The sequence below is a fragment of the Paraburkholderia xenovorans genome (genome assembly GCF_046030735.1).
Taxonomy (GTDB): domain Bacteria; phylum Pseudomonadota; class Gammaproteobacteria; order Burkholderiales; family Burkholderiaceae; genus Paraburkholderia; species Paraburkholderia xenovorans_A.
In genome coordinates this window covers 117850-143958 of record NZ_JAQQBV010000016.1, presented here as the reverse complement: position 1 = coordinate 143958, position 26109 = coordinate 117850, and the positions used below count along the sequence as shown (strand labels likewise).

Annotated in this window: 24 protein-coding genes; 16 read left to right on the top strand and 8 right to left on the bottom strand. The window is 63.7% G+C overall.

The genetic code is table 11. From position 1 onward, the window contains the following. Nucleotides 1–3 precede the first annotated feature (3 nt). Nucleotides 4–930 carry a glycerophosphodiester phosphodiesterase family protein gene (locus PQQ51_RS18045; RefSeq protein WP_408498166.1) on the bottom strand — a complete coding sequence of 309 codons (927 nt, stop codon included), beginning with the start codon at nt 928–930 and terminating at the stop codon, nt 4–6. A 367-nt stretch (nt 931–1297) separates the two neighbouring features. On the opposite strand from PQQ51_RS18045, the gene ugpB reads away from it, so the two are divergent. The 7 genes from ugpB (at nt 1298) to PQQ51_RS18010 (ending at nt 9257) form a co-directional block, all read left to right on the top strand. After that, complete coding sequence (ugpB, locus tag PQQ51_RS18040) at nt 1298–2623, top strand: sn-glycerol-3-phosphate ABC transporter substrate-binding protein UgpB (RefSeq protein ID WP_408498138.1); 1326 nt, start codon at nt 1298–1300, stop codon at nt 2621–2623. Nucleotides 2624–2737: 114 nt separating this feature from the next. Then, nucleotides 2738–3622, top strand: coding sequence for a sn-glycerol-3-phosphate ABC transporter permease UgpA (ugpA, locus tag PQQ51_RS18035; RefSeq protein ID WP_408498137.1), 885 nt, complete (start codon nt 2738–2740; stop codon nt 3620–3622). Next, entirely contained in the window at nt 3619–4464 is an 846-nt protein-coding gene (ugpE, locus tag PQQ51_RS18030; RefSeq protein ID WP_408498136.1) for a sn-glycerol-3-phosphate ABC transporter permease UgpE, read from the top strand. The genes ugpA and ugpE overlap by 4 nt, the downstream gene beginning before the upstream one ends. A gap of 92 nt (nt 4465–4556) precedes the next feature. Then, nucleotides 4557–5645 (top strand): sn-glycerol-3-phosphate import ATP-binding protein UgpC, encoded by a 1089-nt coding sequence (locus PQQ51_RS18025; RefSeq protein WP_408498135.1) that lies wholly within the window; start codon nt 4557–4559, stop codon nt 5643–5645. Between the two features lie 53 nt (nt 5646–5698). Then, nucleotides 5699–5998 carry a DUF3761 domain-containing protein gene (locus tag PQQ51_RS18020; protein WP_408498134.1) on the top strand — a complete coding sequence of 100 codons (300 nt, stop codon included), beginning with the start codon at nt 5699–5701 and terminating at the stop codon, nt 5996–5998. 328 nt (nt 5999–6326) lie between these two features. Then, complete coding sequence (ettA, locus tag PQQ51_RS18015) at nt 6327–7994, top strand: energy-dependent translational throttle protein EttA (RefSeq protein WP_408498133.1); 1668 nt, start codon at nt 6327–6329, stop codon at nt 7992–7994. A 138-nt stretch (nt 7995–8132) separates the two neighbouring features. Beyond that, nucleotides 8133–9257: a DUF748 domain-containing protein gene (locus PQQ51_RS18010; protein ID WP_408498132.1), complete on the top strand. Its 1125-nt coding sequence runs from the start codon at nt 8133–8135 to the stop codon at nt 9255–9257. 74 nt (nt 9258–9331) lie between these two features. Here PQQ51_RS18010 and PQQ51_RS18005 read toward each other — a convergent pair whose 3' ends face one another. The 3 genes from PQQ51_RS18005 to PQQ51_RS17995 are packed head-to-tail and all read right to left on the bottom strand — an operon-like array spanning nt 9332 to nt 12096. Beyond that, the gene (locus PQQ51_RS18005) at nt 9332–9955 is read right to left on the bottom strand and encodes an HAD family hydrolase (protein ID WP_408498131.1); all 624 of its coding nucleotides are present in this window, start codon (nt 9953–9955) and stop codon (nt 9332–9334) included. A 52-nt stretch (nt 9956–10007) separates the two neighbouring features. Next, on the bottom strand, nt 10008–11822 hold the full coding sequence (locus PQQ51_RS18000; protein ID WP_408498130.1) for an aminopeptidase P family protein: 1815 nt from the start codon (nt 11820–11822) through the stop codon (nt 10008–10010). A gap of 19 nt (nt 11823–11841) precedes the next feature. Continuing rightward, nucleotides 11842–12096: a hypothetical protein gene (locus tag PQQ51_RS17995; protein WP_408498129.1), complete on the bottom strand. Its 255-nt coding sequence runs from the start codon at nt 12094–12096 to the stop codon at nt 11842–11844. Between the two features lie 203 nt (nt 12097–12299). Between PQQ51_RS17995 and PQQ51_RS17990 the strand changes: the two genes are divergently transcribed. The 7 genes from PQQ51_RS17990 (at nt 12300) to PQQ51_RS17960 (ending at nt 18372) form a co-directional block, all read left to right on the top strand. Beyond that, nucleotides 12300–13019, top strand: coding sequence for a response regulator transcription factor (locus tag PQQ51_RS17990; RefSeq protein WP_408498128.1), 720 nt, complete (start codon nt 12300–12302; stop codon nt 13017–13019). Nucleotides 13020–13083: 64 nt separating this feature from the next. Further along, nucleotides 13084–14370 carry a glutamyl-tRNA reductase gene (hemA, locus tag PQQ51_RS17985; RefSeq protein WP_408498127.1) on the top strand — a complete coding sequence of 429 codons (1287 nt, stop codon included), beginning with the start codon at nt 13084–13086 and terminating at the stop codon, nt 14368–14370. A 125-nt stretch (nt 14371–14495) separates the two neighbouring features. After that, nucleotides 14496–15578 carry a peptide chain release factor 1 gene (prfA, locus tag PQQ51_RS17980; protein ID WP_408498126.1) on the top strand — a complete coding sequence of 361 codons (1083 nt, stop codon included), beginning with the start codon at nt 14496–14498 and terminating at the stop codon, nt 15576–15578. A gap of 6 nt (nt 15579–15584) precedes the next feature. Next, nucleotides 15585–16427, top strand: a complete 843-nt coding sequence (gene prmC / locus PQQ51_RS17975; RefSeq protein WP_408498125.1) for a peptide chain release factor N(5)-glutamine methyltransferase — start codon at nt 15585–15587, stop codon at nt 16425–16427. A gap of 88 nt (nt 16428–16515) precedes the next feature. After that, nucleotides 16516–16827 carry a Grx4 family monothiol glutaredoxin gene (gene grxD, locus PQQ51_RS17970; protein WP_345811910.1) on the top strand — a complete coding sequence of 104 codons (312 nt, stop codon included), beginning with the start codon at nt 16516–16518 and terminating at the stop codon, nt 16825–16827. A gap of 49 nt (nt 16828–16876) precedes the next feature. Then, nucleotides 16877–17473, top strand: a complete 597-nt coding sequence (locus tag PQQ51_RS17965; RefSeq protein WP_408498124.1) for a UbiX family flavin prenyltransferase — start codon at nt 16877–16879, stop codon at nt 17471–17473. Between the two features lie 113 nt (nt 17474–17586). Next, nucleotides 17587–18372 carry a DODA-type extradiol aromatic ring-opening family dioxygenase gene (locus PQQ51_RS17960; RefSeq protein ID WP_408498123.1) on the top strand — a complete coding sequence of 262 codons (786 nt, stop codon included), beginning with the start codon at nt 17587–17589 and terminating at the stop codon, nt 18370–18372. An 82-nt stretch (nt 18373–18454) separates the two neighbouring features. On the opposite strand, the gene PQQ51_RS17955 is transcribed toward PQQ51_RS17960, so the two are convergent. Then, nucleotides 18455–20050 (bottom strand): APC family permease, encoded by a 1596-nt coding sequence (locus PQQ51_RS17955; RefSeq protein ID WP_408498122.1) that lies wholly within the window; start codon nt 20048–20050, stop codon nt 18455–18457. 528 nt (nt 20051–20578) lie between these two features. On the opposite strand from PQQ51_RS17955, the gene PQQ51_RS17950 reads away from it, so the two are divergent. Continuing rightward, the gene (locus PQQ51_RS17950) at nt 20579–20782 is read left to right on the top strand and encodes a cold-shock protein (protein WP_007180251.1); all 204 of its coding nucleotides are present in this window, start codon (nt 20579–20581) and stop codon (nt 20780–20782) included. Between the two features lie 122 nt (nt 20783–20904). On the opposite strand, the gene PQQ51_RS17945 is transcribed toward PQQ51_RS17950, so the two are convergent. Beyond that, a complete protein-coding gene (locus PQQ51_RS17945) occupies nt 20905–22155 on the bottom strand; it encodes an Hsp70 family protein (RefSeq protein ID WP_408498121.1) in 1251 nt (416 codons plus the stop codon). Nucleotides 22156–22356: 201 nt separating this feature from the next. Between PQQ51_RS17945 and PQQ51_RS17940 the strand changes: the two genes are divergently transcribed. Next, nucleotides 22357–23832 carry an MFS transporter gene (locus tag PQQ51_RS17940; RefSeq protein ID WP_408498120.1) on the top strand — a complete coding sequence of 492 codons (1476 nt, stop codon included), beginning with the start codon at nt 22357–22359 and terminating at the stop codon, nt 23830–23832. Nucleotides 23833–23902: 70 nt separating this feature from the next. On the opposite strand, the gene PQQ51_RS17935 is transcribed toward PQQ51_RS17940, so the two are convergent. Next, entirely contained in the window at nt 23903–24496 is a 594-nt protein-coding gene (locus PQQ51_RS17935; RefSeq protein WP_408498119.1) for a nitroreductase family protein, read from the bottom strand. 206 nt (nt 24497–24702) lie between these two features. Further along, nucleotides 24703–25986 (bottom strand): MFS transporter, encoded by a 1284-nt coding sequence (locus PQQ51_RS17930; RefSeq protein ID WP_408498118.1) that lies wholly within the window; start codon nt 25984–25986, stop codon nt 24703–24705. Between the last annotated feature and the right edge of the window lie 123 nt (nt 25987–26109).

Below are 26109 nucleotides of genomic sequence, written 5' to 3'. Positions count from 1 at the left end.
CGTTTACCGCGCATCCGTCGATTTAGCCGCCTCACACCGCAGCGGCAACGTGAGCGCATCCTTGACGGCCACCATCTTCAGCGGCGAATCCGCCAGCACTGCATCGATCCCGAGACATGCAGCCGTCCGGTAATCGTCCGCATCGTTCACCGCGATGGCGACAATATGCACGTCAGGCTTCTGCCTGAAGCAAGCGACCGTAGCGGGCGTCCACAACGTCGCCTGCACATCGGAACGCCCTTCTCCCAGCGTGAACTTCTCCACCACCGTCAGCGCCCGATGCAGCTCGAACGCGGCCGACGCGTGTTCCGCGGGCGCATCCACACAGCCCTGATCGAGCAGCACGCGCACGAGCCGACCGCGCGTCGCATCGCGCGATTCGAACAGCCTTGCCTGCGGATAGGCGGCGAAGCTCTGCTGATATTCCGCCTCGGTCGAATAGATCGACACGCGCGACCATGCGCCCTCCTCGTCCAGCACCCGCGCGACTGCCTGAGCCTGCGGCGCGGCAGGCAGCGCTTTCATATCGAGGACGACCGGCATGCGAGGAGGAAGCGCGCGCAGCGCATCACGCAACGTGGGAATACCGACCGGATGAGCACGATACGGATAGGCGCCGTCGCGCTGAAAACGCCAACCCGCGTTCACCTGCGTCAACTCCGCGGCAGTGCGCGCCGAGACCGGACCGCTCGCGTCGGTCAGCGCCGACAAGTCGGTGGGGCGGAACAGCACGGGTATGCCGTCCTTGCTCAACTGCACGGTGAGCCACATCGCGTCGGCACCGTGCGCGATCGACTGGCGAATCGCTTCGAGCGTATTTTCGGGCGCGTCGCCGGTGCCGCCGCGATGCGCGATGATCTTCGGCAACGATGCCACCGACGCCGACCCATTGCCGGTGGAGATCGGCGGCACAGCGCAACCCGCCGCCATGAGCCCCACGATCGAACCGCACACCCAGCTTTTCAGTGAACTCACAATCTGGAATCCTGATTAATAAACTCATTGCGCGACACGTGGCCAGCCGCCCCAGCCCGCCATTCCAACCACGCCCTCGGCGCGCCGCCCATCTTGCCCGAACCCACATCGTCGCGTCCAGCAAACTACCGCAGAATGGCACCGCAGCAGAGTCCGTTCTGACGCCGATTATTTTCGTTTTGTGACAGCAATGTTAAATTGCGGGGTCTGCACAAATCAAAAAGCATACGCAAAAGGCCAGCCACCGTCGCCGGACTGTCATCGAACACAAATAGAATCGCGCGATTCGCCTTTGCGCCCTTTCCGACCTGGAGATAAATCGATGAGTTGTAAACCGCTTTTCCGTTCGCTATCAATCGCAGCCGTGTTGAGCCTCGGCCTCAGCCAGGCCGCTCAAGCCGCCACTGAAATCCAGTTCTGGCACGGGATGGAAGCCGCGCTGGGCGAACGTCTGAACGACATCGCCAACGCGTTCAACGCGTCGCAGACCGAATACAAGATCGTGCCGGTCTACAAGGGCAGCTACGACCAGACGCTCGCCGCCGGCATCGCCGCGTATCGCAGCGGCAACGCGCCGGCCATCCTGCAGGTCTACGAAGTCGGCACCGCCACGATGATGCAGGCGAAGAAAGCGGTCATCCCGGTCTCGGACGTGTTCAAGCAAGCCGGCGTGCCGCTCGACGTCAAGGCCTTCGTGCCGACCATCGCGAGCTATTACAGCGACTCCAAAACCGGCGGCCTGCTCTCGATGCCGTTCAACAGCTCCACCCCGGTGCTGTACTACAACAAGGACGCGTTCAAGAAGGCCGGCCTCGATCCGAACCAGCCGCCGAAAACGTGGGCTGAATTGCAGGTCGACGCGCAGAAGCTGAAGGCGTCGGGCATGGCATGCGGCTATTCGTCCGGCTGGCAAAGCTGGATTCAGCTCGAGAACTACAGCGCCTGGCACGGCGCGCCGTTCGCGACGAAGAACAATGGCTTCGACGGCGCCGACGCGCAACTCGACTTCAACAAGCCGCTGCAGGTCGCGCACATCCAGTTCCTGCAGAACATGGAAAAGGAAGGCACGTTCACCTACGTCGGCCGCAAGGACGAACCGGTGTCGAAGTTCTATAGCGGCGACTGCGGGATCATCACGAACTCGTCGGGCTCGCTCGCCACCATCAAGAAGTACGCGAAGTTCGACTTCGGCACCGGCATGATGCCGTACGACGCGAACGTGAAGGGCGCGCCGCAGAACGCGATCATCGGCGGTGCAAGCCTGTGGGTGCTGTCGGGCAAGGATCCGGCGGTGTACAAGGGCGTCGCGCAATTCCTCGCGTATCTGTCGTCGGCGCCGGTCGCCGCAAAGTGGCACCAGGACACCGGCTATCTGCCGGTCACCACGGCCGCGTATCAGCTGACGCAACAGCAAGGCTTCTACGAGAAGAACCCGGGCAGCGACACCGCGATCAAGCAGATGCTCAACAAGCCGCCTCTGCCGTTCACGAAGGGTCTGCGTCTGGGCAACATGCCGCAGATCCGCACGATCATCGACGAAGAACTCGAACAGGTGTGGGCACAGAAGAAGACGCCGCAAGAGGCGCTCGACTCGTCCGTGTCGCGTGGCAACGAACTGCTGCGCCGTTTCGAGAAAGCCGGTAGCTAGGCCGTATCAGGACCAGAAGTACGAAAAGCACTACAAGCACCCTAAGCATTAGCCGGCAGGGTTCCGGCGCATTCGCGCCGGAACCCGTCATGCAGCAAAACCTGGGAATCTTCGATGGAAAAGCGCTCCAGCTTCGGCACCAGCGTACTGCCCTACCTGCTCGTTGCGCCGCAACTGCTGATCACGTTTCTGTTCTTTCTGTGGCCGGCCGGCGAGGCGCTCTGGCAGTCCACGCAAAGTCAGGACGCGTTCGGCACGTCGAGCGAGTTTGTCGGGCTCGCCAATTTCAAGCAGTTGTTCGCCGATCCGCTGTACCTGTCGTCGTTCGAAACGACGATCATTTTCTGCACGCTGGTCACCGTGTCCGGACTGGTGATCTCGCTGTTGCTGGCCGTCTGCGCGGATCGCGTCACACGCGGCGCAAAGACCTATCAAACACTGTTGATCTGGCCGTACGCAGTCGCGCCCGCGATTGCCGCCGTGCTGTGGTCGTTCCTGTTCAATCCGAGTATCGGGCTCGTCACGTACACGCTGGCGAAGCACGGCATTGTGTGGAATCACGCGCTGAACGCGGGCCAGGCGATGTTTCTCGTGGTGCTCGCGTCGGTATGGAAGCAGGTCAGCTATAACTTTCTGTTCTTCTACGCCGGCTTGCAGGCGATTCCGCGCTCGCTGATCGAAGCGGCCGCGATCGACGGCGCCGGCCCGGTGCGGCGCTTCTTCGGCATCGCGTTGCCGCTGCTGTCGCCGACCAGCTTCTTCCTGCTGGTGATCAACATCACGTACGCATTCTTCGACACCTTCCCGGTGATCGACGCCGCAACCGGCGGCGGTCCCGCGCAATCCACCCGCACGCTGATCTACAAGATTTTCGCCGAGGGCTTTCAGGGCCTCGACATCGGCAGTTCCGGCGCGCAATCGGTCGTGCTGATGGTGATCGTCGTCGCATTGACGGTCGTGCAATTCCGCTTCATCGAACGCAGGGTTCAATACTCATGATCGAGAACCGTCGCGGTTTCGACCTCTTCTGCCACGCGGTGCTGATTCTCGGCGTCCTGCTGGTGGTGTTTCCCGTGTACGTCGCGTTCTGCGCGGCGACGATGAGCGAGCACGAGGTGTTCAGCGTGCCGCTGTCGCTCGTGCCGAGCACGCATCTGTTCGAGAACGTCGCAACCGTCTGGTCGCACGGCAGCGGCAATGCGGCAGCGCCGTTCGGCCGCATGCTGTTCAACAGCCTCGTGATGGCGCTGGTGATCTCGATCGGCAAGATCGCGATTTCCATGATCTCCGCGTACGCGATCGTGTTCTTCCGCTTTCCGTTCCGCAATCTGTCGTTCTGGCTGATCTTCATCACGCTGATGCTGCCGGTCGAAGTGCGGATTTTCCCGACGGTGCAGGTCGTGTCGTCGATGCATCTGAGCAATACGTATAGCGGCCTGACCTTGCCGCTGATCGCGTCGGCCACCGCCACGTTCCTGTTCCGGCAGTTCTTCATGACGCTGCCCGACGAACTGATGGAAGCGGCGCGGATCGACGGCGCGGGCGCGCTGCGTTTCTTCTGGGACGTGGTGCTGCCGTTGTCGAAGACGAACATGGCGGCGCTGTTCGTGATCACCTTCATTTACGGCTGGAACCAATACCTGTGGCCGATCCTGATCACGAGCCAGCAATCGCTGACCACCGCGGTGGTCGGCATCAAGAGCATGATCGCGACCGGCGACACCGCCACCGAATGGCATCTCGTGATGACCGCCACGCTGCTCGCCATGCTGCCGCCGCTCGTCGTCGTGCTGACGATGCAGCGCTGGTTCGTGCGCGGGCTGGTGGATTCGGAAAAGTGATTCGCACAGCAAGCCGGGCTTCGGCATCGAACATCGATTGGAACAGCAACATCGCGCGCTTCGCGCCGCACGCTACGAAAGGCTAAAACAGTATGGCTGCACTGACTCTGCAAGGCGTTAAAAAAACTTACGACGGCAAACAGTTCGTGCTGCACGGCATCGACGTCGATGTCGCGGACGGCGAATTCGTCGTGATGGTCGGCCCGTCCGGTTGCGGCAAATCCACCCTGCTGCGAATGGTGGCGGGACTGGAAAGCGTGTCCGAAGGCAACATCTCGATCGCCGGCAAGGTGGTCAACCGGCTGGAGCCGAAGGACCGCAACATCGCGATGGTGTTCCAGAACTACGCGCTGTATCCGCATATGAGCGTGGCCGAGAACATGGGCTATGCGCTGAAAATCGCGGGTGTGGAACGCGCGCAGATCGACCGGCGCGTGCAAGGTGCGGCGCAGATTCTCGAACTCGAACCGCTGCTCGCGCGCAAGCCGCGTGAGCTGTCCGGCGGTCAACGCCAGCGCGTCGCGATGGGCCGTGCGATCGTGCGCGAACCGGCGGTGTTTCTGTTCGACGAGCCGTTGTCGAATCTCGATGCGCGACTGCGCGTGCAGATGCGTCTCGAGATTCAACGCCTGCACGCACGGCTCGCCACCACGAGCCTCTACGTGACGCACGACCAGATCGAAGCGATGACGCTCGCACAACGCGTGATCGTGATGAACAAGGGTCACGCCGAGCAGATCGGCGCGCCCACCGACGTGTACGAGCGGCCGGCGACGGTGTTCGTCGCGAGCTTCATCGGTTCGCCGGGGATGAGTCTGCTGGACGGCCGCGTGTCGGACGACGGCTCGACGTTCGATGTCGCCGGCAACGGTCCGAAGCTGCCGCTGACAGGCGTCGCGGCGATCGGCCGCGAAGTGGCCAAGGGACGCGAATGGACGCTGGGCATCCGCCCCGAGCACATGACGCCGGGTCAGGCCGACGCGCCGCACGCCACGCTCACCGTCGATTCGTGCGAGCTGCTCGGCGCCGACAACCTCGTGCATGGCCGCTGGGGCAAGCACGACGTCACCGTCCGTTTGCCGCACACGCACCGGCCGGCGGCCAGCGAGGCATTGCAGGTCGCGCTGCCCGCGCAGCATCTGCATTTCTTCGATCCGTCGACGGGACGGCGCGCGAACTGAGCATCGGCGCGACGCACGCGCGGCTGCGGACACCATAACGACATTAAAAGACCATGAAGCGTTTTGCCTTGAGCCGTTTGCGGCCCTACGTGGCCGTGGCGGCCGCCCTGCTGTTCAGCGCCTCGTCCGCGTTCGCATACGTGGCGCCGGGCAACGCGTCCGACGAAGCCGATCTCAGCAATCACAACAGCTACACCAACCGCGACGGCAACGCCGTTCACGCGCCGGCCCGTTCGCTGTCCGGCAAGGTGCCGGCAGGCGCGACCGCACGGTGCCGCGATGGCACCTACAGCTTCAGCCGGCATCGCAGCGGCACGTGTTCGCGACACGGCGGGGTCGCCGACTGGCTTTGAGGGTTTGCAGCTCGAGGCTTTGATGTTCGAGACTTTGAAGCATCCGCCATGAGCCCCAGGCCTTGAGCCGCACTCGACCCACCACGCTCCGGCCAAAGCCGCGCGACCTGACGCCAGGACGGCCACCCTCTGCCGCCTCACCCCCACCCCGAAGTACAATGCCACCTGAACCACCCGCCGGCGCGCGGGGCGTCGCGAAGTTCGGCGCCGCACCCGACGCAGCGCCGGTCGGCGCCGGGCGCACTGCCCGGTCATAACACCGATTACCCATCCACCCACGACCGCCCGCCCCCACGCGGCCGGCGTCGTCAACGTCTATTGCAAGCAAATGGCCCAATACGTCTTCACCATGAACCGGGTCGGCAAGATCGTGCCGCCCAAGCGTCAAATCCTGAAAGACATCTCGCTGTCGTTTTTTCCCGGTGCGAAGATCGGCCTGCTCGGCCTGAACGGTTCGGGCAAGTCGACGCTGATCCGCATCATGGCCGGTGTGGACAAGGACATCGAAGGCGAAGCCACGCCGATGCCGAATCTGAACATTGGCTATCTGCCGCAGGAACCGCAACTCGACCCGAACAAGACAGTGCGCGAAGCGGTGGAAGAAGGTCTCGGCGACGTCTTCAACGCGCAGAAGAAGCTCGATGAAATCTACGCGGCCTACGCGGAGCCGGACGCGGACTTCGACGCGCTCGCCGCCGAGCAGGCGAAGTACGAAGCGATCCTCGCCACCAGCGACGGCGGCAACGCCGAGCAGCAGATCGAAATCGCCGCCGACGCACTGCGCCTGCCGGCCTGGGACGCGAAGATCGAACACCTGTCGGGCGGCGAAAAACGCCGCGTGGCGCTGTGCAAGCTGCTGCTCGAAAAGCCGGACATGCTGCTGCTCGACGAGCCGACCAACCACCTGGACGCGGAATCGGTCGACTGGCTCGAACAGTTCCTCACGCGTTTTCCGGGCACGGTCGTCGCGGTCACCCACGATCGTTACTTCCTCGACAACGCCGCCGAATGGATTCTCGAACTCGACCGCGGCCACGGTATTCCGTGGAAGGGCAACTACAGCAGTTGGCTCGACCAGAAGGAAGAGCGCCTGAAGCAGGAAGAGTCGTCGGAATCGGCGCGTCAGAAGGCGATCAAGAAGGAACTGGAGTGGGTGCGCCAGAACCCGAAGGGCCGTCAGGCGAAGTCGAAGGCGCGGATCGCCCGCTTCGAGGAACTGAACAGCCAGGACTACCAGAAGCGCAACGAAACCTCGGAAATCTTCATCCCGGTCGGCGATCGCCTCGGCAATGAAGTGATCGAGTTCAAGAACGTCAGCAAGTCGTACGGCGACCGTCTGCTGCTCGATAACGTGAGCTTCAAGATTCCGGCCGGCGCGATCGTCGGCATCATCGGGCCGAACGGCGCCGGTAAGTCCACGCTGTTCCGCATGCTGACCGGTCGCGAACAGCCGGATTCCGGCGAGATCGTGCAAGGCCCGACCGTCAAGCTCGCGTACGTGGACCAGAGCCGCGACGCACTGGATGCGTCCAAGACCGTGTTCGAGGAAATCTCCGGCGGGGCGGACGTGCTGACGGTCGGCAAGTACGAAACGCCGTCGCGTGCGTACATCGGCCGCTTCAACTTCAAGGGCGGCGACCAGCAGAAGATCGTCGGCAATCTGTCGGGCGGTGAGCGCGGCCGGCTGCATCTGGCGAAGACGTTGATCGCGGGCGGCAACGTGCTGCTGCTCGACGAACCGTCGAACGACCTGGATGTGGAAACGCTGCGCGCGCTCGAAGACGCGCTGCTCGAATTCGCCGGCTCCGTGCTGGTGATCTCGCACGATCGCTGGTTCCTCGACCGGATCGCGACGCACATCCTCGCGTTCGAAGGCGATTCGCAAGTCACGTTCTTCGACGGCAACTACCAGGAGTACGAAGCGGACAAGCGCGCGCGTCTGGGTGAAGAAGCGGCGCGTCCGAAGCGTCTGCGTTACAAGCCGATCGCGCGGTAAAACGCGGAAAAAACGAGGCGCGGCGGCCTGCCTGTCATGCGATGGGCGGGCTGCTTCCGCCACGGCATCAACGCACATCACCACACATCACAGCACCATAGCCATGTCGCGCAACGCGCGGCAACGAGGAGACCAAGCATGGCGATGTCGAAAGGCAAACGCTGGGCCGTTGCCGTGGGTGGCATCGTGCTGGTGTCGATCGTCGTCGCGCTCGGCGCGCTGCAATTCGCGCAGCGTGAAGTGAAGGCACGCGTGATCGCGGCGCTCGGCCCGTCAGGCAGCGCCGAAAGCATCGACGTCGGTCTCACGTCGGTTCGTCTCACCAACGTGCTGCTCAAGGCGCCGTCCGGCTGGCCGGCCGGCGATCCGTTGCGAGCGGACGAAATCATCGTCACGCCGGACATCCGCGATCTGATCGCGCGGCGTATGCATATCCGCAGCGTGGTGGTGCGCGGCTTCGATATGGCGGTGTTGCGCGGCAAGGACGGCTCGATTCGTCTGCTGCCGAATCTGCGCGACTCGGTGAACCGCGACGACGCCAACGCGGCCAGCGGCACTCCCGCCGCCACCCCGCGCGAAAAGCTGGTCGATCACATCAGCTTCGAGCAGGGCAACTTCCATTTCTACGACATGTCGGTGGGACCGCCGGTCTTCCAGGTAACCGTCAGCAACGCGAACGCGACGGTCGATCACCTGCATCTGCCCGCGCTCGACGAACCGACCAGTCTCAACGTGACCGGCTCGATCAAAGGTCCATCGCACACGGGCACGGTCGCGTTCGGCGGCTGGATCAAGATCGCCACGCGGGACTCGCAGACCACCAGCACACTGCGTGGCATCGACGTCGCGATGCTCGATCCGTATCTGATCAAGAAGGCGGGCGCGAAGGCGCAAGTGACGGGCGGCACGGTCGACCTGACCGTCGAATCGACGGTGCGCAACTATCAGTTGCACGCGCCCGGCACGGTGACGCTCCACAACCTGCAACTTGCCGACAGCGACAATCCGCTCGACACCTTCATGTCGATTCCGACCAGGGTCGCGGTCGCCGCGCTCAAGTCCCATAGCGGCGACATCACGCTGCGTTTCGTGCTGGACGGCAATTTGCGCGATCCGAAGTTTTCGGTGCGGGAGGGGTTGATGACGCGCATAGGCGCCGGCTTTGCGAAAACGCTCGGCGTGAGTGTGGAAGGGGTGGCGAAAGGCGCCGGGGAAACGGTGAAGGGCTTGAGTAACGCGTTGAAGAACCTGCTCGGGCAGTAAGACCGGCGGACATCGCGGCGCGCTTGACGAAAGCGAAGCCGCGCGCGCCGCGCCGCCCGATCCCGGTAACCTACCTAAACCGGCAAGCCCAATTCGCGCAGTCTCGCTTCGGTTTGCGCCGCGCTCGTGTGATGCACGCCATGCCAGCCGAGCGCGGTGGCCGCTTCGGCGTTCTTCAGGTTGTCGTCGATGAACACGAGTTCTGCCGGCTGCAAGCCGGGCAATTGCAACTCGATACGCTCACGCATGGCCGCGAAGATCGCCGGATCCGGCTTCACCAGCTTGACGCGCCCCGACACGACGATGTCGCGAAACCGCCGCAGCACCGGGAAATTTTCCCATGCATACGGGAACGTCTCCGCCGACCAGTTCGTCAGCCCGAACAGCGGCACATCCGCCGCTTCGAGCTTTTCCACGATCGCGACGCCCTCTTCATGCACGCCGCCCAACATCTCGTGCCAGCGCTCGTAGAACGCGCGGATCAACGCTGCGTGATCGGGAAACTTCGCGATCAGTTCATCCGTTGCTTCGACGATCGTCTGACCGCCGTCCTGACGAATCACCCAGTCCATCGAGCAGACGTGAGTCAGAAACCAGCGGCGCTCGGTTTCGTCAGGGATCAGTTCCCGGTACACATACTCCGGACTCCAGTCGATCAGCACGCCGCCGAAATCGAACACCACTGCCTTGATAGTCATGCACGCTCCACGAGTGAAATCAGTGAAATCCGGTGAAATTCGTTGAAACCGATCAGATCGGTTGGGTGCGCAACGCCAGCCACGCCTTCGCGTCGCCGGAAACATGCGGCGACAACCGCGCGCGCACCGTCTCGTGATACGCGTTGAGCCACGCGCGCTCGTCTTCACGCAACAGCGACAGGTCGAGACAGCGCGTGTCGATCGGGCACAGCGTCAGCGTTTCGAACTTGAGGAAATCGCCGAATTCGGTTTTTTCCGCGGGCACGTTCAGTACGAGGTTTTCGATCCGCACGCCCCACTTGCCCGGCCGGTAGATGCCCGGCTCGACCGACGTGATCATCCCTTCTTCCATCGCGGTCCACGGTTCGGCCGGCGCGTAGTGCGAGATCACCTGCGGGCCTTCGTGCACGTTCAGGAAGTAGCCCACGCCGTGACCGGTGCCGTGGCCGTAATCGGCGCCGGCTTCCCAGATCGGCGCGCGGGCGATCGCATCGAGCATCGGCGAACGGATGCCGCGCGGGAATGTCGCGCGCGACAACGCCATCGTCCCCTTCAGCACGATCGTGAAATCGCGGCGCTGCGCGTCGCTGATCGTGCCGATCGGCACGACGCGGGTGATGTCTGTCGTGCCGCTCAGATACTGCGCGCCGGAATCGATCAGCAACAGGCCGTGGCCCTCGATCACCGAATGCGATTCTTCGGTGGCGCGGTAGTGCGGCATCGCGCCGTTCGCGTTGAAGCCGGCGATCGTCGCGAAACTCAGCGACACAAAACCGGGACGGCGTGCGCGCGCCGCCGTCAGGCGTTCGTCGACGGTGAGTTCGGTGATCGTTTCGCGGCCCAAAGCGCTTTCGAACCACGCAAAAAACTCGGCGAGCGCGGCCCCGTCCTGCTCCATCGTGGCGCGCACGTGCGCGGCTTCAGCGGCGGTCTTGCGCGATTTGAAGAAGGTGGACGGATTCACTGCTTCGACCACCTTGACCGTCGACGGCACCGATTGCAACGAGCCGTACGTGATACGCCGCGGGTCGATCAGCAGCGTGCTGCCGGCGGGCAGCGCGGCGAGCGCATCCGCCGCCTTTGCATACGGCTCGACGCTGATGCCGTCGCGTGCGAGCGAGTCGGCGAGCGCTTGCGGCACTTTGCCGTCGGCGACGAACAACGAGGCGCGGTCCACGCCGATCAGCGCATGCGCAACGAACACCGGGTTGTAGCTGACGTCCGCGCCGCGCAGGTTCAGCAGCCATGCGAGGTCGTCGAGTGTGGAAACGAAGTGCCACTGCGCGCCCTTCTCCGCCATCGCGCTGCGGATCTGCGCGAGTTTTTCGGCACGCGCGACGCTCGCATGCGGCGCGGCATGCTCGAACACGGCATCCGCCGGCAACGCCGGACGCTGCGGCCAGATCGCGTCGAACAGATCGACGTCGGTGCGCAGTTTCACGCCGTGCGCGTCGAGCGCCTGAGTCAGCGCGCGCGCCGCGGCCACGCCGAGCACCGCGCCGTCCACGCCGACCGAGCCGCCCGCCGCGACGTTCTGCGCGAGCCAGTCGAAATGCGGCGCGGTTTGCTGGCCGCCGGTCATCTTCATCAACTGCACGCCGGTGCCGGCCAGTTGCGCGTTCGCCTGTTCCCAATAGCGGCTGTCGGTCCAGACGCCGGCGAAATCGGCGGTGACGACCAGCGTGCCGGCCGAGCCGGTGAAACCCGACAGCCACTGCCGGCCTTGCCAGCGTCCGGGCAGATATTCGGACAGATGCGGATCCGCGGACGGCACCAGGTACGCAGCGACGCCTGCGCGCGCCATGGCGTCGCGCAATGTCGCGAGCCGTTCGGGGATAGGGGAAGTGTCGGGGAGTCGGGCATTCATTGGAGTCACCTGCAAGGATTCATCGACGGGACAACAAGCCGACCGTCACGGCAACGGCGATCAACGCGACAGCGGTACATACCGGCCATTCGAGCGTATCGCCATCATGAAAAAGACCCACTACGTTACCGGCCATGTGCGCGACACCCGCGCCCACCACGCCGGCCAGCAGCGCGAGCCACCAGCGCGCGCGACTCGCGCGGCGCAACGGGTGCAACCCCCACCCCGCGAGGCCGATCACGGCCCCCAGCGCGACGATTCCGGGCCACCCCATCAGCGGCAGGCCTTACGCAGTTTCAGATTCGTCTCATGGGCGCAAGACACCCCGGCAGCTAGCATTTTTGTCCCATTCACTATAAACGTTCAGCACGGCGCTGCCCGCATAGCGGTCGAGTTTAGGGGGCGGGGTTGGGTTAGGCAAGCTGTACGCCTTACGTAAAAGCCTCGTTCCGGCGTTGTCCTGCTGAACACCGCCTCATGCGAATCGCCCTTATCGAGCCGGATTTGCGGCACGCGGAACTGGTCGGCCGGCTGATCTTCGCCGGCGGTCATGCGTGTGAGCACTTCACCGCCAGCGCGCCGTTCCTGCAGCACGCCGCAGACGAACTCTTCGATCTGCTCATCACCGAAAACTGGGCCGGCGACCTTCCCGCCGAAGACGTGATTCCCCGCGCGCGCTCCATCCTGCCGAACCTGCCGGTGATCGTGCTGATGCCCGCACCGCGCGAAAGCCAGATCGTCGCGGCACTGCATGCCGGCGCCGACGACTGCCTGACCAAACCCGTGCGCGGACCGGAAATGCTGGCGCGCGTCGACGCGTTGTTGCGCCGCGCGGGCTTGCGGCGGCCGCAAAACCGCCGGCGCGACGTGATCGGCGGCTATGCGTTCGACGCCGCGCATTTCGCCGTGACGTTCCGCAATCGCACCGTCATCCTGACGCCGAAGGAATATCGTCTCGCGCTACTGCTGTTTACCAACCTGTCGCGACCGGTGTCGCGGGCGCATATTCTGGAAACGGTGTGGGCGCGCCGCCGCGACGTACGGTCGCGCACCGTGGACACCCATGCGTCGCGCGTGCGGACCAAATTGCAACTGCGCCCCGAACATGGGTACTCGCTGGCGCCGCTTTATGGCTACGGGTATCAACTCGACGCCGTCCCGGCGGACGCGGCGATAGCGGCAATCGCGACCGGCTGACGCGCCCCGCAATGTAAGAATCCCGAAAACGCTATAATATTCAGCTAAACCATCGCTCCCCAAAATGCAGCTTCTAACGATCGGAATCAATCACCACACTGCGCCTGTCGCGTTGCGCGAACGCGTGGCGTTTCCGCTCGAACAGATCAAGCCCGCACTGGACACCTTCAAGAGCGTATGGCTGGGCCGCACGGCCCGCACCGCACCCGAAGCGGCGATTCTCTCCACCTGCAACCGCACCGAACTCTACTGCGCGACCGACGACCAGGCCGCGCGCGACGCCGCGATTCAGTGGCTGTCGAAATATCACAACCTCCCCATCGGCGAACTCGCGCCGCACGTCTACGCGCTGCCGCAGTCGGAAGCCGTGCGCCACGCGTTCCGCGTCGCGTCGGGCCTCGATTCGATGGTGCTCGGCGAAACGCAAATCGTCGGGCAGATGAAGGACGCGGTGCGTACCGCTTCGGAAGCCGGCGCGCTCGGCACCTATCTGAACCAGCTGTTCCAGCGCACGTTCGCGGTCGCGAAAGAAGTGCGCAGCACCACTGAGATCGGCGCGCAGTCGGTTTCGATGGCCGCCGCCGCCGTGCGCCTCGCGCAGCGCATTTTCGACAAGGTGTCGAACCAGCGCGTACTGTTCATCGGCGCGGGCGAGATGATCGAGCTGTGCGCGACGCACTTCGCCGCGCAGCAACCCAAAGAACTGGTGGTGGCGAACCGTACCGCCGAGCGCGGCACGCGGCTCGCCGAGCGCTTCAACGGCCGGGCCATCCCGCTCTCCGAACTGCCCACGCGGATGCACGAGTTCGACATCATCGTGTCGTGCACGGCGTCCACGTTGCCGATCATTGGGCTCGGCGCGGTCGAGCGGGCGGTGAAGGCGCGCCGTCACCGGCCGATCTTCATGGTCGATCTGGCCGTGCCGCGCGACATCGAACCCGAAGTCGGCAAGCTCGAAGACGTGTTCCTGTACACCGTCGACGACCTCGGCGCGATCGTCCGCGAAGGCAATGCGTCGCGGCAGGCCGCGGTCGCGCAGGCCGAAGCGATCATCGAAACGCGCGTGCAGAATTTCATGCAATGGCTCGACGCGCGCAGCATCGTGCCGGTGATCCGCCACATGCACACGCAAGCCGACGTGCTGCGCCGCGCCGAAGTCGAACGCGCGCAGAAAATGCTCGCGCGCGGCGACGATCCGGCGGCGGTGCTCGAAGCGCTGTCGCAGGCGCTCACCAACAAGCTGATTCACGGCCCGACGCACGCGCTCAATCGCGCGAGCAGCGACAACCGTGACACGCTCATCGAACTGATGAGCGGCTTCTACAAACACTCCGGTTCTACGGAGCGTTAGCGGCGCAGTCTGCGCCGCGCAGTCCGCGCCACACGAATGTGGCCCGCGACGTGCTTCTCCGATCAGGGCATCCGCCCACTTCCCTAGTCGTCGTCCTTGCCGGAGTTCGCTCCGAAACCCGTCCGATGAAAACGAGCATGCAACGCAAGCTCGACCAGCTCACTACCCGGCTGGCCGAACTGAACGACCTGTTGAGCCGCGAGGACGTCACCTCGAATCTCGACCAATACCGCAAGCTCACGCGCGAGCACGCCGAGCTGGGGCCGGTCGTCGAGCATTACGCGCTGTGGCGCCAGGCGATGAACGACGCCGCGACCGCGCAGGAACTGCTGACCGACGCGTCGATGCGCGATTTCGCGGAAGAAGAGATTCGCGCCGCGCGCGAACGGATGGACAAGCTCGGCGGCGAATTGCAGAAAATGCTGTTGCCGAAAGACCCGAACGACGAACGCAACATCTTCCTCGAAATCCGCGCGGGCACCGGCGGCGACGAATCGGCGCTGTTCGCCGGCGACCTGCTGCGCATGTATCTGCGCTTTGCCGAGCGCAATCGCTGGCAGGTCGAGATGATGTCCGCGAGCGAATCGGATCTGGGCGGCTATAAAGAAGTGATCGTGCGGATCGCCGGCGACGCCGCGTATTCGAAACTGAAGTTCGAGTCGGGCGGCCACCGCGTGCAACGGGTGCCGGCAACGGAAACGCAGGGCCGTATCCATACGTCGGCGTGTACGGTCGCGGTCATGCCGGAAGCGGACGAAATCGGCGACGTCGAGATCAATCCGGCCGACCTGCGGATCGACACGTTCCGCGCGTCCGGCGCGGGCGGGCAGCACATCAACAAGACCGATTCGGCCGTGCGCGTCACGCACTTGCCGACGGGGATCGTCGTCGAATGTCAGGACGACCGCTCGCAGCACAAGAACAAGGATCGCGCGCTGAAGGTGCTGGCCGCGCGCATCAAGGACAAGCAGGCGCACGAGCAGCAGGCGAAGGAAGCCGCCACGCGCAAGAGCCTGATCGGCTCGGGCGACCGTTCGGAACGGATTCGCACCTACAACTTTCCGCAAGGGCGTCTGACGGACCATCGGATCAATCTGACGCTCTACCGGCTCGACGCGATCATGGACGGCGATCTCGACGAACTGATCGCGGCGCTGGTCAGCGAACATCAGGCGGAATTGCTGGCTTCGCTCGGCGACGCGGACTAACACGAGATGGACGCGCTCACGCCCGCCGCGCTGTTGCGCGCCTCGCCACTGCCGTCGCTCGAAGCGAGGATTCTGCTCACGCACGTACTCGGCTGGCGGCACACGCAATTGATCACGCGCGGCGACGAAGCACTCGATGACTTATCGCTGCGGCGATATCGTGCGCTCGAAGCGCGCCGGCTCGCCGGTGAGCCGGTCGCGCAACTGGTCGGCGCGCGCGAATTTTTCGGGCTCGAATTCGAAGTGACGCCGGACGTGCTGATTCCGCGTCCCGAAACCGAATTGCTGGTCGAGACGGTTTTGACCGCGTTGGACAACCTGTCGCGCCCACGCGTGCTCGATCTCGGCACCGGCACCGGAGCGATCGCGGTGGCCATCGCGTCGATGCGGCCCGATGCGCAGATGTTGGCGCTGGACCGTTCGGCCGACGCGCTGGCGGTCGCCACGCGCAATGCGGCGCGCCTTCTCGATTCGAAACGCCCCGGCGGCGACGTGAGGCTGCTGCAAAGCAACTGGTACGGCTCGCTGGACCCGGCATTGCGCTTCGAGGCGATCGTCAGCAATCCGCCGTATATCGCGAGCGGCGATCCGCATCTGTCGCAAGGCGATCTGCGCTTCGAACCGCGCGGCGCACTCACCGACGAAGCCGACGGCCTCAGCGCAATCCGCACGATCGTCGCCGGTGCGCCCGCCTATCTGGCTGCGAACGGCGTACTGTGGATCGAACACGGCTACGACCAGGCGGCCGCCGTGCGTGCGCTGCTTTCGGAGCAAGGTTTCGAGCAGGTCCGCTCGGAGCGGGATCTCGCCGGCATCGAACGGATCAGCGGCGGGCAATCGCCGGGCTGAACGTCCACGCGCGCGTCGGCCGGGCTTGACGAAATCCGCTATCATTTCAGCCTATTCCCCTACACATCACGGAACCGCAAGGTCAGTCATGGATACGCAACAACGCATCAAGCAAATCGTCGACGAAAACAACGTCGTCCTCTTCATGAAAGGCACCGCCCAGTTTCCGATGTGCGGCTTTTCGGGCCGCGCCATCCAGATCCTGAAGGCGTGCGGCGTCGGCGAAATCAAGACCGTCAACGTGCTCGAAGACGACGAAGTCCGCCAGGGCATCAAGCAATTCTCGAACTGGCCGACCATTCCGCAGTTGTATGTGGGCGGCGAATTCATCGGCGGATCGGACATCATGATGGAAATGTACGAATCGGGCGAATTGCAGCAATTGTTTGCCGCAGCCTGATCGGCCGACACCCGTTTCACGCATTCATTCTGACGAGGCGCCGCGAGCCATGGAAACACGCGCTGCGGCACCCCGCCGGCTGATCGTCGCGATCACCGGCGCGACGGGTGCGATCTACGGCATCCGCCTGCTCGAAACGCTGCGTCGGCTCGGCGGCGTCGAAAGCCATCTGCTGATTTCGAGCGCGGGCTGGCTCAATATCCAGCACGAACTCCAGTTGAGCAAAGAACACGTGCATCCGCTCGCGGATGCCGTCCATTCGGTGCGCGACGTCGGCGCGAGCATCGCGTCCGGCTCGTTCGCCACCGACGGCATGGTGATCGCGCCATGCTCGATGAAAACGCTCGCGAGCGTCGCGCACGGCTTCTCCGACAACCTGATTACCCGCGCCGCCGACGTCACGCTGAAAGAGCGTCGCCGGCTCGTGCTGATGGTGCGCGAAACGCCGTTCAATCTCGCGCATCTGCGCAATATGACCGCCGTCACCGAAATGGGTGGCGTGATTTTTCCGCCCTTACCCGCGTTCTACAACCAGCCTGCTTCGATCGACGAAATGGTCGATCACACCGTTGCGCGCGTGCTGGACCTGTTTGCGCTCGGCCCGGCGATGTCGCCGGCATGGCAAGGGTTGCGGGGCGTGGATTAACAACAGTCGCGACACGATCAATTCCGTTTTCGCCCGTTTATCAAACGGCGGTACGCCCCTATATTGATAGCAACCCCACTTCCGAGCCGCGTCCTCGCGGCCGCGTTGCTAACATGAACCGCTTACCGTCGCTTTTCCTGTCTCACGGCGCGCCTACGCTGCCGATCGATCCGTCGCTGCCGTCCGCCGAATTCGGCACGCTGAGCGCCCAGTTGCCGCGTCCCGAATCCATTCTGATGCTGTCGGCCCATTGGGGCACCGCGCAGCCGTTGGCGAGCACCGCCGCGGCGCCCGAGACGATCCACGATTTCTACGGCTTTCCGCGTCAGCTGTATGAAATTCAGTATCCGGCGCCCGGCGCGCCCGACGTCGCCCGGCGCGCCGCAGTCCTGCTCGGCGAACACGGCATTCTCGCCGATGTCCAGTCCCACGGACTCGACCACGGCGCATGGGTGCCGATGCTGCTGATGTTCCCCGAAGCCGACGTGCCCGTCGCGCAGTTGTCGATCCAGCCGCACCTGGATGCCGAACATCATTTCCGTGTCGGCCGCGCGCTGCGTTCGCTGAAGGACGACGGCGTGATGGTGATCGGCTCGGGCCAGATTACGCACAACCTGCGCGCTGCGGATTTTTCGGCGCGTCCAGGAGACGCCGATCCGCGTGTCGCCGAATTCACCGACTGGATCGAGGCAAAGCTCGCCGCGCACGATATCGACGCCTTGCTCGACTACCGTCGCCAGGCTCCGCACGCGGTGCTGATGCATCCGACCGATGAGCATCTGCTGCCGATTTTCGCCGCCTTGGGCGCAGCCGACGACGATTACTCGCTGGCGATCCAGTCGCTCGGCACTTACCAGCGGTCGCTGGCGATGACGAACTATGTGTTCGGCACGGCCTGATCCGAATATCGGCGTGACAATTAAAAAGCCCGCCTGAGCAAAACTCAGGCGGGCTTTTTACATACCAGACAGGCTTGCCGCGTTAATGCGCGCCCATGCCTTCGAGCACTTCGTCGTGCGTCTGACGTTCTTCGAGATACTCCGAGCGGTAGCCGCTACGCACACCCCAGTAGTAGAACACCAGCGAAAACGCGATCACCACCAGCATGTCCCAACCGTAAGGCAGGAAGCCCCGGCCGCCGAACTCTTTGCTGCCGATCAGCGACAGCACCGCCATCACCGGCAGGTAAGCGACCAGCCACCATGCGGCCTTCAAGTCACGGCCCCAGCCGCTGAAGCCGGATTTGGCCTGGAAGTAGAAGTACACCGGCAACGCGACGACCATCAGCAGAATGATTTCGCCGGTCAACGGCCACTTGGCCCAGTACAGGATCAGCGACGCGCACACGAAAGCAAACGGCGCGATGATCTTCATGCCCGGGATATGCAGCGGGCGTTCCAGATCCGTCGCCGCGCGGCGCAGCGCCATCAGGCTGATCGGGCCGGTCAGGTACGAGATCACGGTCGCGACCGAAATCACTGCCGCGAGCGAGCTCCAGCCACGGAAGAAGAACAGGAAAATGAACGACACCAGCAGGTTGAACCACATCGCCTGGCGCGGGACGCCGTAGATCGGATGCACGTTGCCGAACATCTTCGGCATCGTGTTGTTGCGCTCCATCGCGTAGATCATCCGGGTGGTGGTCGCCATGTAGGTCGTGCCGGTGCCGCTCGGGCTCACGAACGCGTCGACATACAGCAGGAACGCCAGCCAGTTCAGGTTCAGCGCGATCGCCAGTTCGGCGAACGGCGACGCGAAGTTGAAGTAGCTCCAGCCCTTCATCACGTCGCCCGGATTCACCGCGCCGATATACGCGACCTGCAACAGCACGTAGATCACGAGCGCCAGCAGGATCGAGCCGACCACTGCGAACGGCACGCTCTTCGCCGGATTGCGCGCTTCACCGGCCAGGTTGACCGGACTCTGGAAACCGTTGAACGCGAACACGATGCCGCTCGTCGCGACCGCGGTCAGCACGGCCGACCAGCCGTACGGCGCGAACGTGCTCGCTTCGCCGAAGTTTTCCTTATGGAAGCCGGTGAGCATCAGGCCGAGAATCGTCGCGCCGGGAATCAAGAACTTAAAAATCGTGATCGCCGAATTGGCGCGTGCAAACAGTTTCACGCCCCAGTAATTCAGCATGAAATACACGATCACCAGTGCTGCCGACAGTAATAACCCATTAGTGGTTAATGATCCGTCGACGAATAGCGCATGCGCCCATGGATAAGGCCATGTACTCATATATTGAATGGAAGCTTCGGCCTCGATGGGAATCACCGAGACAATGGCGATCCAGTTGGCCCACGCACTGACGAAGCCGACCAGCGCGCCGTGCGAATAGCGCGCGTAACGCACCATGCCGCCGGATTCGGGGAACATCGCGCCCAGTTCGGCATAGGTCAACGCGATCGCCAGAATCACGACGGCGCCGATCACCCATGCACAAATGGCCGCCGGACCTGCAATCTTTGCAGCTTTCCACGCGCCGAACAGCCAGCCCGATCCGATAATCGAGCCCAAGCCGGTCAGCAGCAGGGCGACCGGCCCGATGTTCCGTTGTATAGAACTTTTCACGTCTTCTCCTATGTCGGCCGGACCTGGCGCCTTAACGCGTGGTCCGGGCCCATGCAGCATGTCGGCCGGAGTTGGCGATATAGCGCTGACTCCGAGGCCCCATGCACGTTTGCAGCATGCCGACACCACGTGACAGCGCTTGTGGCGCTGCGCTCGGGTGACGCGCATGTTTGCGCGACCGATTCATTCCATTCTGGTGCAACCGGCGCGCGGCGCGTAGTTTAACGGTTGCACCCATTTGCTGCAGCGAAATCAAGGGTTCTCCCTGGGCAAATTTTCGGAAGAATGACAAGCTCCGTAAGCAAAAATTACGCCCATCTATCGAAAAATTGTAAAGATGCAGGCGGAGTGGTTGACCTTCTCTCGAAATGGCCGTATAACGTCCGGGCAGGATTTCAAGCGGCGAGTGAATTGGTCTTTCGTAGTTCGCCCATCAACGGTACTCCGGTTGGTCCCATTACCCCCTTCCTTGATTTTCATGCACCCTCTGGGCTTCGGCCTTATTTACCATCTTTAGGAACAAGTAATATGGAAACCGGTACCGTCAAGTGGTTCAATGACGCAAAGGGCTTTGGCTTCATCACGCCGGACGGCGGCGGCGAAGATCTGTTCGCGCATTTCTCGGAAATCCGCACGGAAGGCTTCAAGACGCTGCAAGAAAACCAAAAGGTTACGTTTGAAGTGAAGACGGGCCCGAAGGGCAAGCAAGCAGCGAACATCAAGCCGGTGTAAGCACGCACGCTTCCTTCTGGACGCAAAAAAACCCCGCCTCGGCGGGGTTTTTTATATCCGTCGTATTCTGATCGACGGCTTATCGGTTGATTATCTACGCATTATGCGATTGATAAATCAGGTTATCCGAACAGACGTCGTGCGTGAATACCGAGCCCTGTCGCGACACTCGCGAGTCGATCGCCGAATACCGGTTTCGCATCCGGAAATGCCGCGGCGAGTGCGCCGGATAGAAACGCCAAACCCGTCGAACCGCCCGTAAAGTAAATCGCGCCGACGTCGCGCGGCGCGACGCCCGCCGTCTGCACCGTATCGCGCGCCGCCTGCACGATGCGCAGCGTTTCGTCGTGGCCGGCCTTGATGAGTTGAGCTTCGTCGAACGCGAGGCGCAGGTCGTCTTCCACTTCGTCCAGATCGATCACCGTCTCACCGCCCGCCGCCACGCCGATTTTCGCCTCTTCCGCGTGCGCCGCCAGCGCGTGACCGAGACGGCGGTCTACAACGCGCATCAGCCGGTCGTGATGCTTGATCTCCGTGAACAGGTGCCGCATCAGCGACAGTTCGCTGACACGCTTGGGCGCGTAGACGGTATTGATCAGGTGCCACGTCGCCAGATCGAAATAAATCCGGTTGGGGATCTCGCGGCCTTCGGGATCGAGCGTCTGGTAGCCGAGTTCGCGCAGGATCGTCACCAGCTCCACGCGACGGTCGAAGTCCGTCCCCGCGACATGCACGCCGTGGTGAGCCAGCACGTCGTCCTTGCGCTCGACGCGCTTCATCCGCTGCGGCCCCACTCGCACCAGCGAAAAGTCCGACGTACCGCCGCCGATGTCGGCGACCAGCACGAGCCCTTCTTCCGTCAAATGCGATTCGTAGTCGAACGCGGCCGCGATCGGCTCATACTGAAAGTGAATTTCCCGCAGACCGACCGAGCGCGCCGCCGCTTCGAGCTGTTGCTGCGCGATCCGGTCGGCGCGCGGATCGTCGTCGACGAAGAACACCGGGCGACCCAGCACCGCGCGGCTGATCGGGCCCCCAGCGGCCGCTTCCGCCGACCGCTTCAGATGGTCGACGAAAATCGCGATGATCTCGGTGTACTTGATCGCCGAGCCGTCGCCGAGGTCCGTCGAATTCTCGGCGAGCGGCGAGCCGAGAATACTTTTCATCGAGCGCATCAGACGGCCGTCGAAACCGTCGATATAGGCGGCCAGCGCCGCCCGCCCAAATTCGCGGGTGTCTTCGTCGGTGTTGAAAAAGACCGAGGTCGGCAGCGTCGTGTACGCGCCTTCGACCGGCGCAAGCTTCAGCGCAGCGCCGTCAGGAACGGCCACAGCCGAGTTGGAAGTACCGAAATCAATCGCGCAATAGTTCATGGCAGGAATCGCCGCTCACGGCTGGCGCGGACAGAAAGGGGAGCGGCTTTGTAACACGAAAGCCCAATCAGCATCAACTAACGCTTTCGGAGCGACCACGACCCAGGCCTGACTTCGGCCCAGGTCAGCCCCGACGGAACGAAAATTGCTCGATTGGACAGGATAAGCCGCCAATTTACGGGAAACAGGAGACTTGCAGCAATGAGCGCGCCGCCAACCGCCACCGTCCCCGAAAAAAACGCCGCCATTCTCGAAACGGATCTGCCATCCAGGCTCGACCGCTTGCCGTGGGGGCGCTTTCATTCGTTGATCGTGCTCGCGCTCGGCATCACGTGGCTGCTCGACGGGCTCGAAGTGACGCTGGCCGGCGCCGTCGCGAGCGCGTTGAAGTCCAGCCCATCGCTTCACTTGACCAATGCCGACGTCGGGCTCGCGGGCAGCGCGTACATTGCCGGCGCGGTGCTCGGCGCGCTCGGCTTCGGCTGGCTCACCGACCGGCTCGGCCGCCGCAAACTGTTTTTCATCACGCTGGCGCTCTACCTGGTCGCCACCGCCGCGACCGCGTTGTCGTGGAATCTTGCGAGCTTCCTGCTGTTTCGTTTTTTGACGGGCGCGGGCATCGGCGGCGAATATACGGCGATCAATTCGACGATCCAGGAATTCACGCCGGCCCGCGTGCGCGGCTGGACCGATCTCGGCATCAACGGCACCTTCTGGGTCGGCGCGGGACTGGGCGCGGCGGGCTCGCTGATTCTGCTCGACCCGCATCTGCTGCCGCCCGACTGGGGCTGGCGCGCGTGCTTCTTCATCGGCGCGGTGCTTGCGCTGGCCATTCTGCCGATGCGCATCTGGGTCCCCGAAAGCCCGCGCTGGCTGCTCACGCACGGCGACGAGCCCGACGCGCGCGCGATCGTCGAAGGCATCGAGACGCGTTTTCGCGACGAAGGCCATCCGCTCACCGACGAACATCTGTCGACCCTGCGCCTGCGCGCCCGCGGACACACGCCGCTGCGCGAAGTGTTCCACACGCTGTTCAACGTGCACCGGCGACGCGCGGCCGTGGGCCTCTCGCTGATGACCGCGCAGGCGTTCTTCTACAACGCGATCTTTTTCACCTACGCGCTGGTGCTCACCGATTTCTATCAAGTGCCGGGCGATCACATCGGCTGGTACCTGCTGCCTTTCGCGCTCGGCAATTTCCTCGGTCCGCTGCTGCTCGGCCGTCTGTTCGACGTGATCGGGCGGCGCAAGATGATCGCCGCGACCTACGGGATGTCCGCGATCCTGCTGACGCTGAGCGGCTACCTGTTCGAGCAGCAGCTACTCACCGTCGTCACGCAGACGATCGCGTGGATGGTGATTTTCTTCTTCGCGTCGGCGGCGGCGAGTTCGGCTTATCTGACCGTCAGCGAGTCGTTTCCTCTCGAAATCCGCGCGCTCGCGATCGCGGTGTTCTACGCGTTCGGCACGGCGCTCGGCGGCATCGTCGGACCGGCGTTCTTCGGGCGGCTGATCGACACGCATCAACGCAGCGAAGTGTTCACCGGCTACCTGGTCGGCTCGGCGCTAATGCTGGCCGCCGCGATCATCGCGGCGATCTGGGGCGTGGACGCGGAACGCAAGTCGCTCGAGAACGTGGCCGCGCCGCTGTCCAGTGTCGCGGACGGCGCGCAATAAAAAACGCGCGGTGAGCGCCGCGCGTTGTGTTTCTTTTCTGTCGGCTCGCAGGCCGTTTGGTCCGTTAGCGTCAGAACGCCTTTTTCCAGCCGCCGCCGTAAGCGATGTCCGCCAGCGGCAAACGCTGACGCACCGATTTTTCCCGCTCACGCAGCACCGGATCGAGCTTGTCGACGTCGCCGTAATGGCCGAGTGCGATGAACGCGATCGGCTCGACGTCGTCCGGCAACTTGAAGGTGCTGCGGAACGCGGCCGGATCGAAACCGCTCATCTGATGCGCGGCGAGGCCAAGTGCATGTGCCTGCAGCACGAGCGACAACGCTGCCGCGCCCGCATCGTACTGCGCGCAGCGGTTCACTTCGCCCTTGCTGGTGCGCGTGAGCGTGGTGACGGCGATCAGCACCGGCGCCGGCGCGGTCCAACCCTGGTTGAACGGCACCAGCGTCGCAAAAGCCTGTTTGAACGACACTTCATCGACGCTACGGTCGAACACGACGAAACGCCACGGCTGCGCGTTATACGAGGACGGCGCCCAGCGCGCCGCTTCGAGCACCGAATGCAGGTGTTCGCGGCTTACCGGCTCGCTCGAATACGCGCGCGGGCTCCAGCGGCCTGCAATCAGTTCGTGAATGGCAACTTCGGTAGGGGCGGGTTTGTTGGCCATGCGCTTCTCTTGGTCGAAATTCATGATCGACGGGCAGTCGCCCGGGGCCACATAGGATAACCGGGCTGAGGCGCGCGTGCGTCCTCGAGTGCGCAGTTAGTTTTCTTGGCGGCGGCGAGGCGGCGTCTCGCGAAGGCGCCGGCGCGCGGATTCGTGCTGGCGAATGCAAGCCGCTCGCGCATTTCAACGCAGCCGCCTCGGCAATTTCAGATCGCCTGCGGCTCCGGCACCTTCGCCGGACGATTGATCCGCAGCACGATCACGGCGGCGACGAGGCACAAACCGCCCGAAATCATCGACGCCACCGTGTACGTGCCGAGGCTCGCGCGCAGCATGCCCGCGCCGAGCGCCGCGAACGCCGCACCGAGCTGGTGACCGGCGACCACCCAGCCGAACACGACCGGTGCGGATTCCTTGCCGTAGACGTCGGTCGCGAGACGCACGGTCGGCGGCACGGTCGCGATCCAGTCGAGGCCGTAGAACACCGCGAACAGCGGGAGGCCGAAAAAGTCGATGCCGAACGCGTGCGGCAGGTACATCAGCGACAAACCGCGCAGGCCGTAGTACCAGAACAGCAGCACGCGGCTATTGAAACGGTCCGACAACCAGCCCGACAGCGTCGTGCCGAACAGATCGAAGATGCCCATCGCGGCGAGCAGCGACGCGCCCTGCACTTCGGTCATCCCGTAGTCGCCGCACATCGCGATCAGGTGCGTGCCGACGTAGCCGTTCGTGCTCGCGCCGCAAATGAAGAAGCTAAAAAACAGCAGCCAGAAATCGCGCGTCCTGCTCGCCATCGCGAGCGTGCCAAAAGCAATCGCGAGCGGATTCTGCTTCGTGACAGCGGCAGCGGCCGGGGCGTCGGCGGGTTCGCCGTAAGGGCGCAGATTCATGTCGGACGGACGTTCCGGCAGCAGGAACGCGACCAGCGGAATCACGATCGCCGCCGCGATCGCGACGACCCACACCACCTGGCGCCAGCCGTCGTGCTGCGCGATGGCCGCGAGCATCGGCAGGAACACGAGCTGGCCGGTCGCCGAACTCGCGGTGAGAATGCCCATCACGAGTCCGCGACGCTGCGTGAACCAGCGCGTAACCACCGTGGCCGACAACGACAGCGCCGCCACCCCGGTCGAACCGCCGACCATCACGCCCCAGATCAGCACCATCTGCCACGGGTGCGTCATCAGCGACGACAGCGCGACGCCCGCCGCCATCGTGCCCAGCGCCGCGAGCAGCGTGGGACGCACGCCGAAGCGCTGCATCGCCGCGGCCGCGAACGGCCCCATCAGCCCGTAGAGCGCGATGTTCACGGAGATCGCGAGCGAGATCGTCGCGCGGCTCCAGCCGAACTGATGCTCGAGAGGCAGCATCATCACGCTCGGCGTGGCGCGCGTGCCGGCCGCTGCGAGCAACACCAGAAACACCACCGCGACCGTCAACCAGCCGTAGTGGAAACGCCCGCCAATCAGTCTCGCTGCCCAGTTCATTGGTTCTCCAGTCGACGCGTGCCCCGTAGACCGCGCCGTTCGCACTGTTACGATTTCGGTAAGGGATTTGTGACAGATCAGTCACAATAGGTGTTGCGATGTTAGTTACCGATCAGTAACATG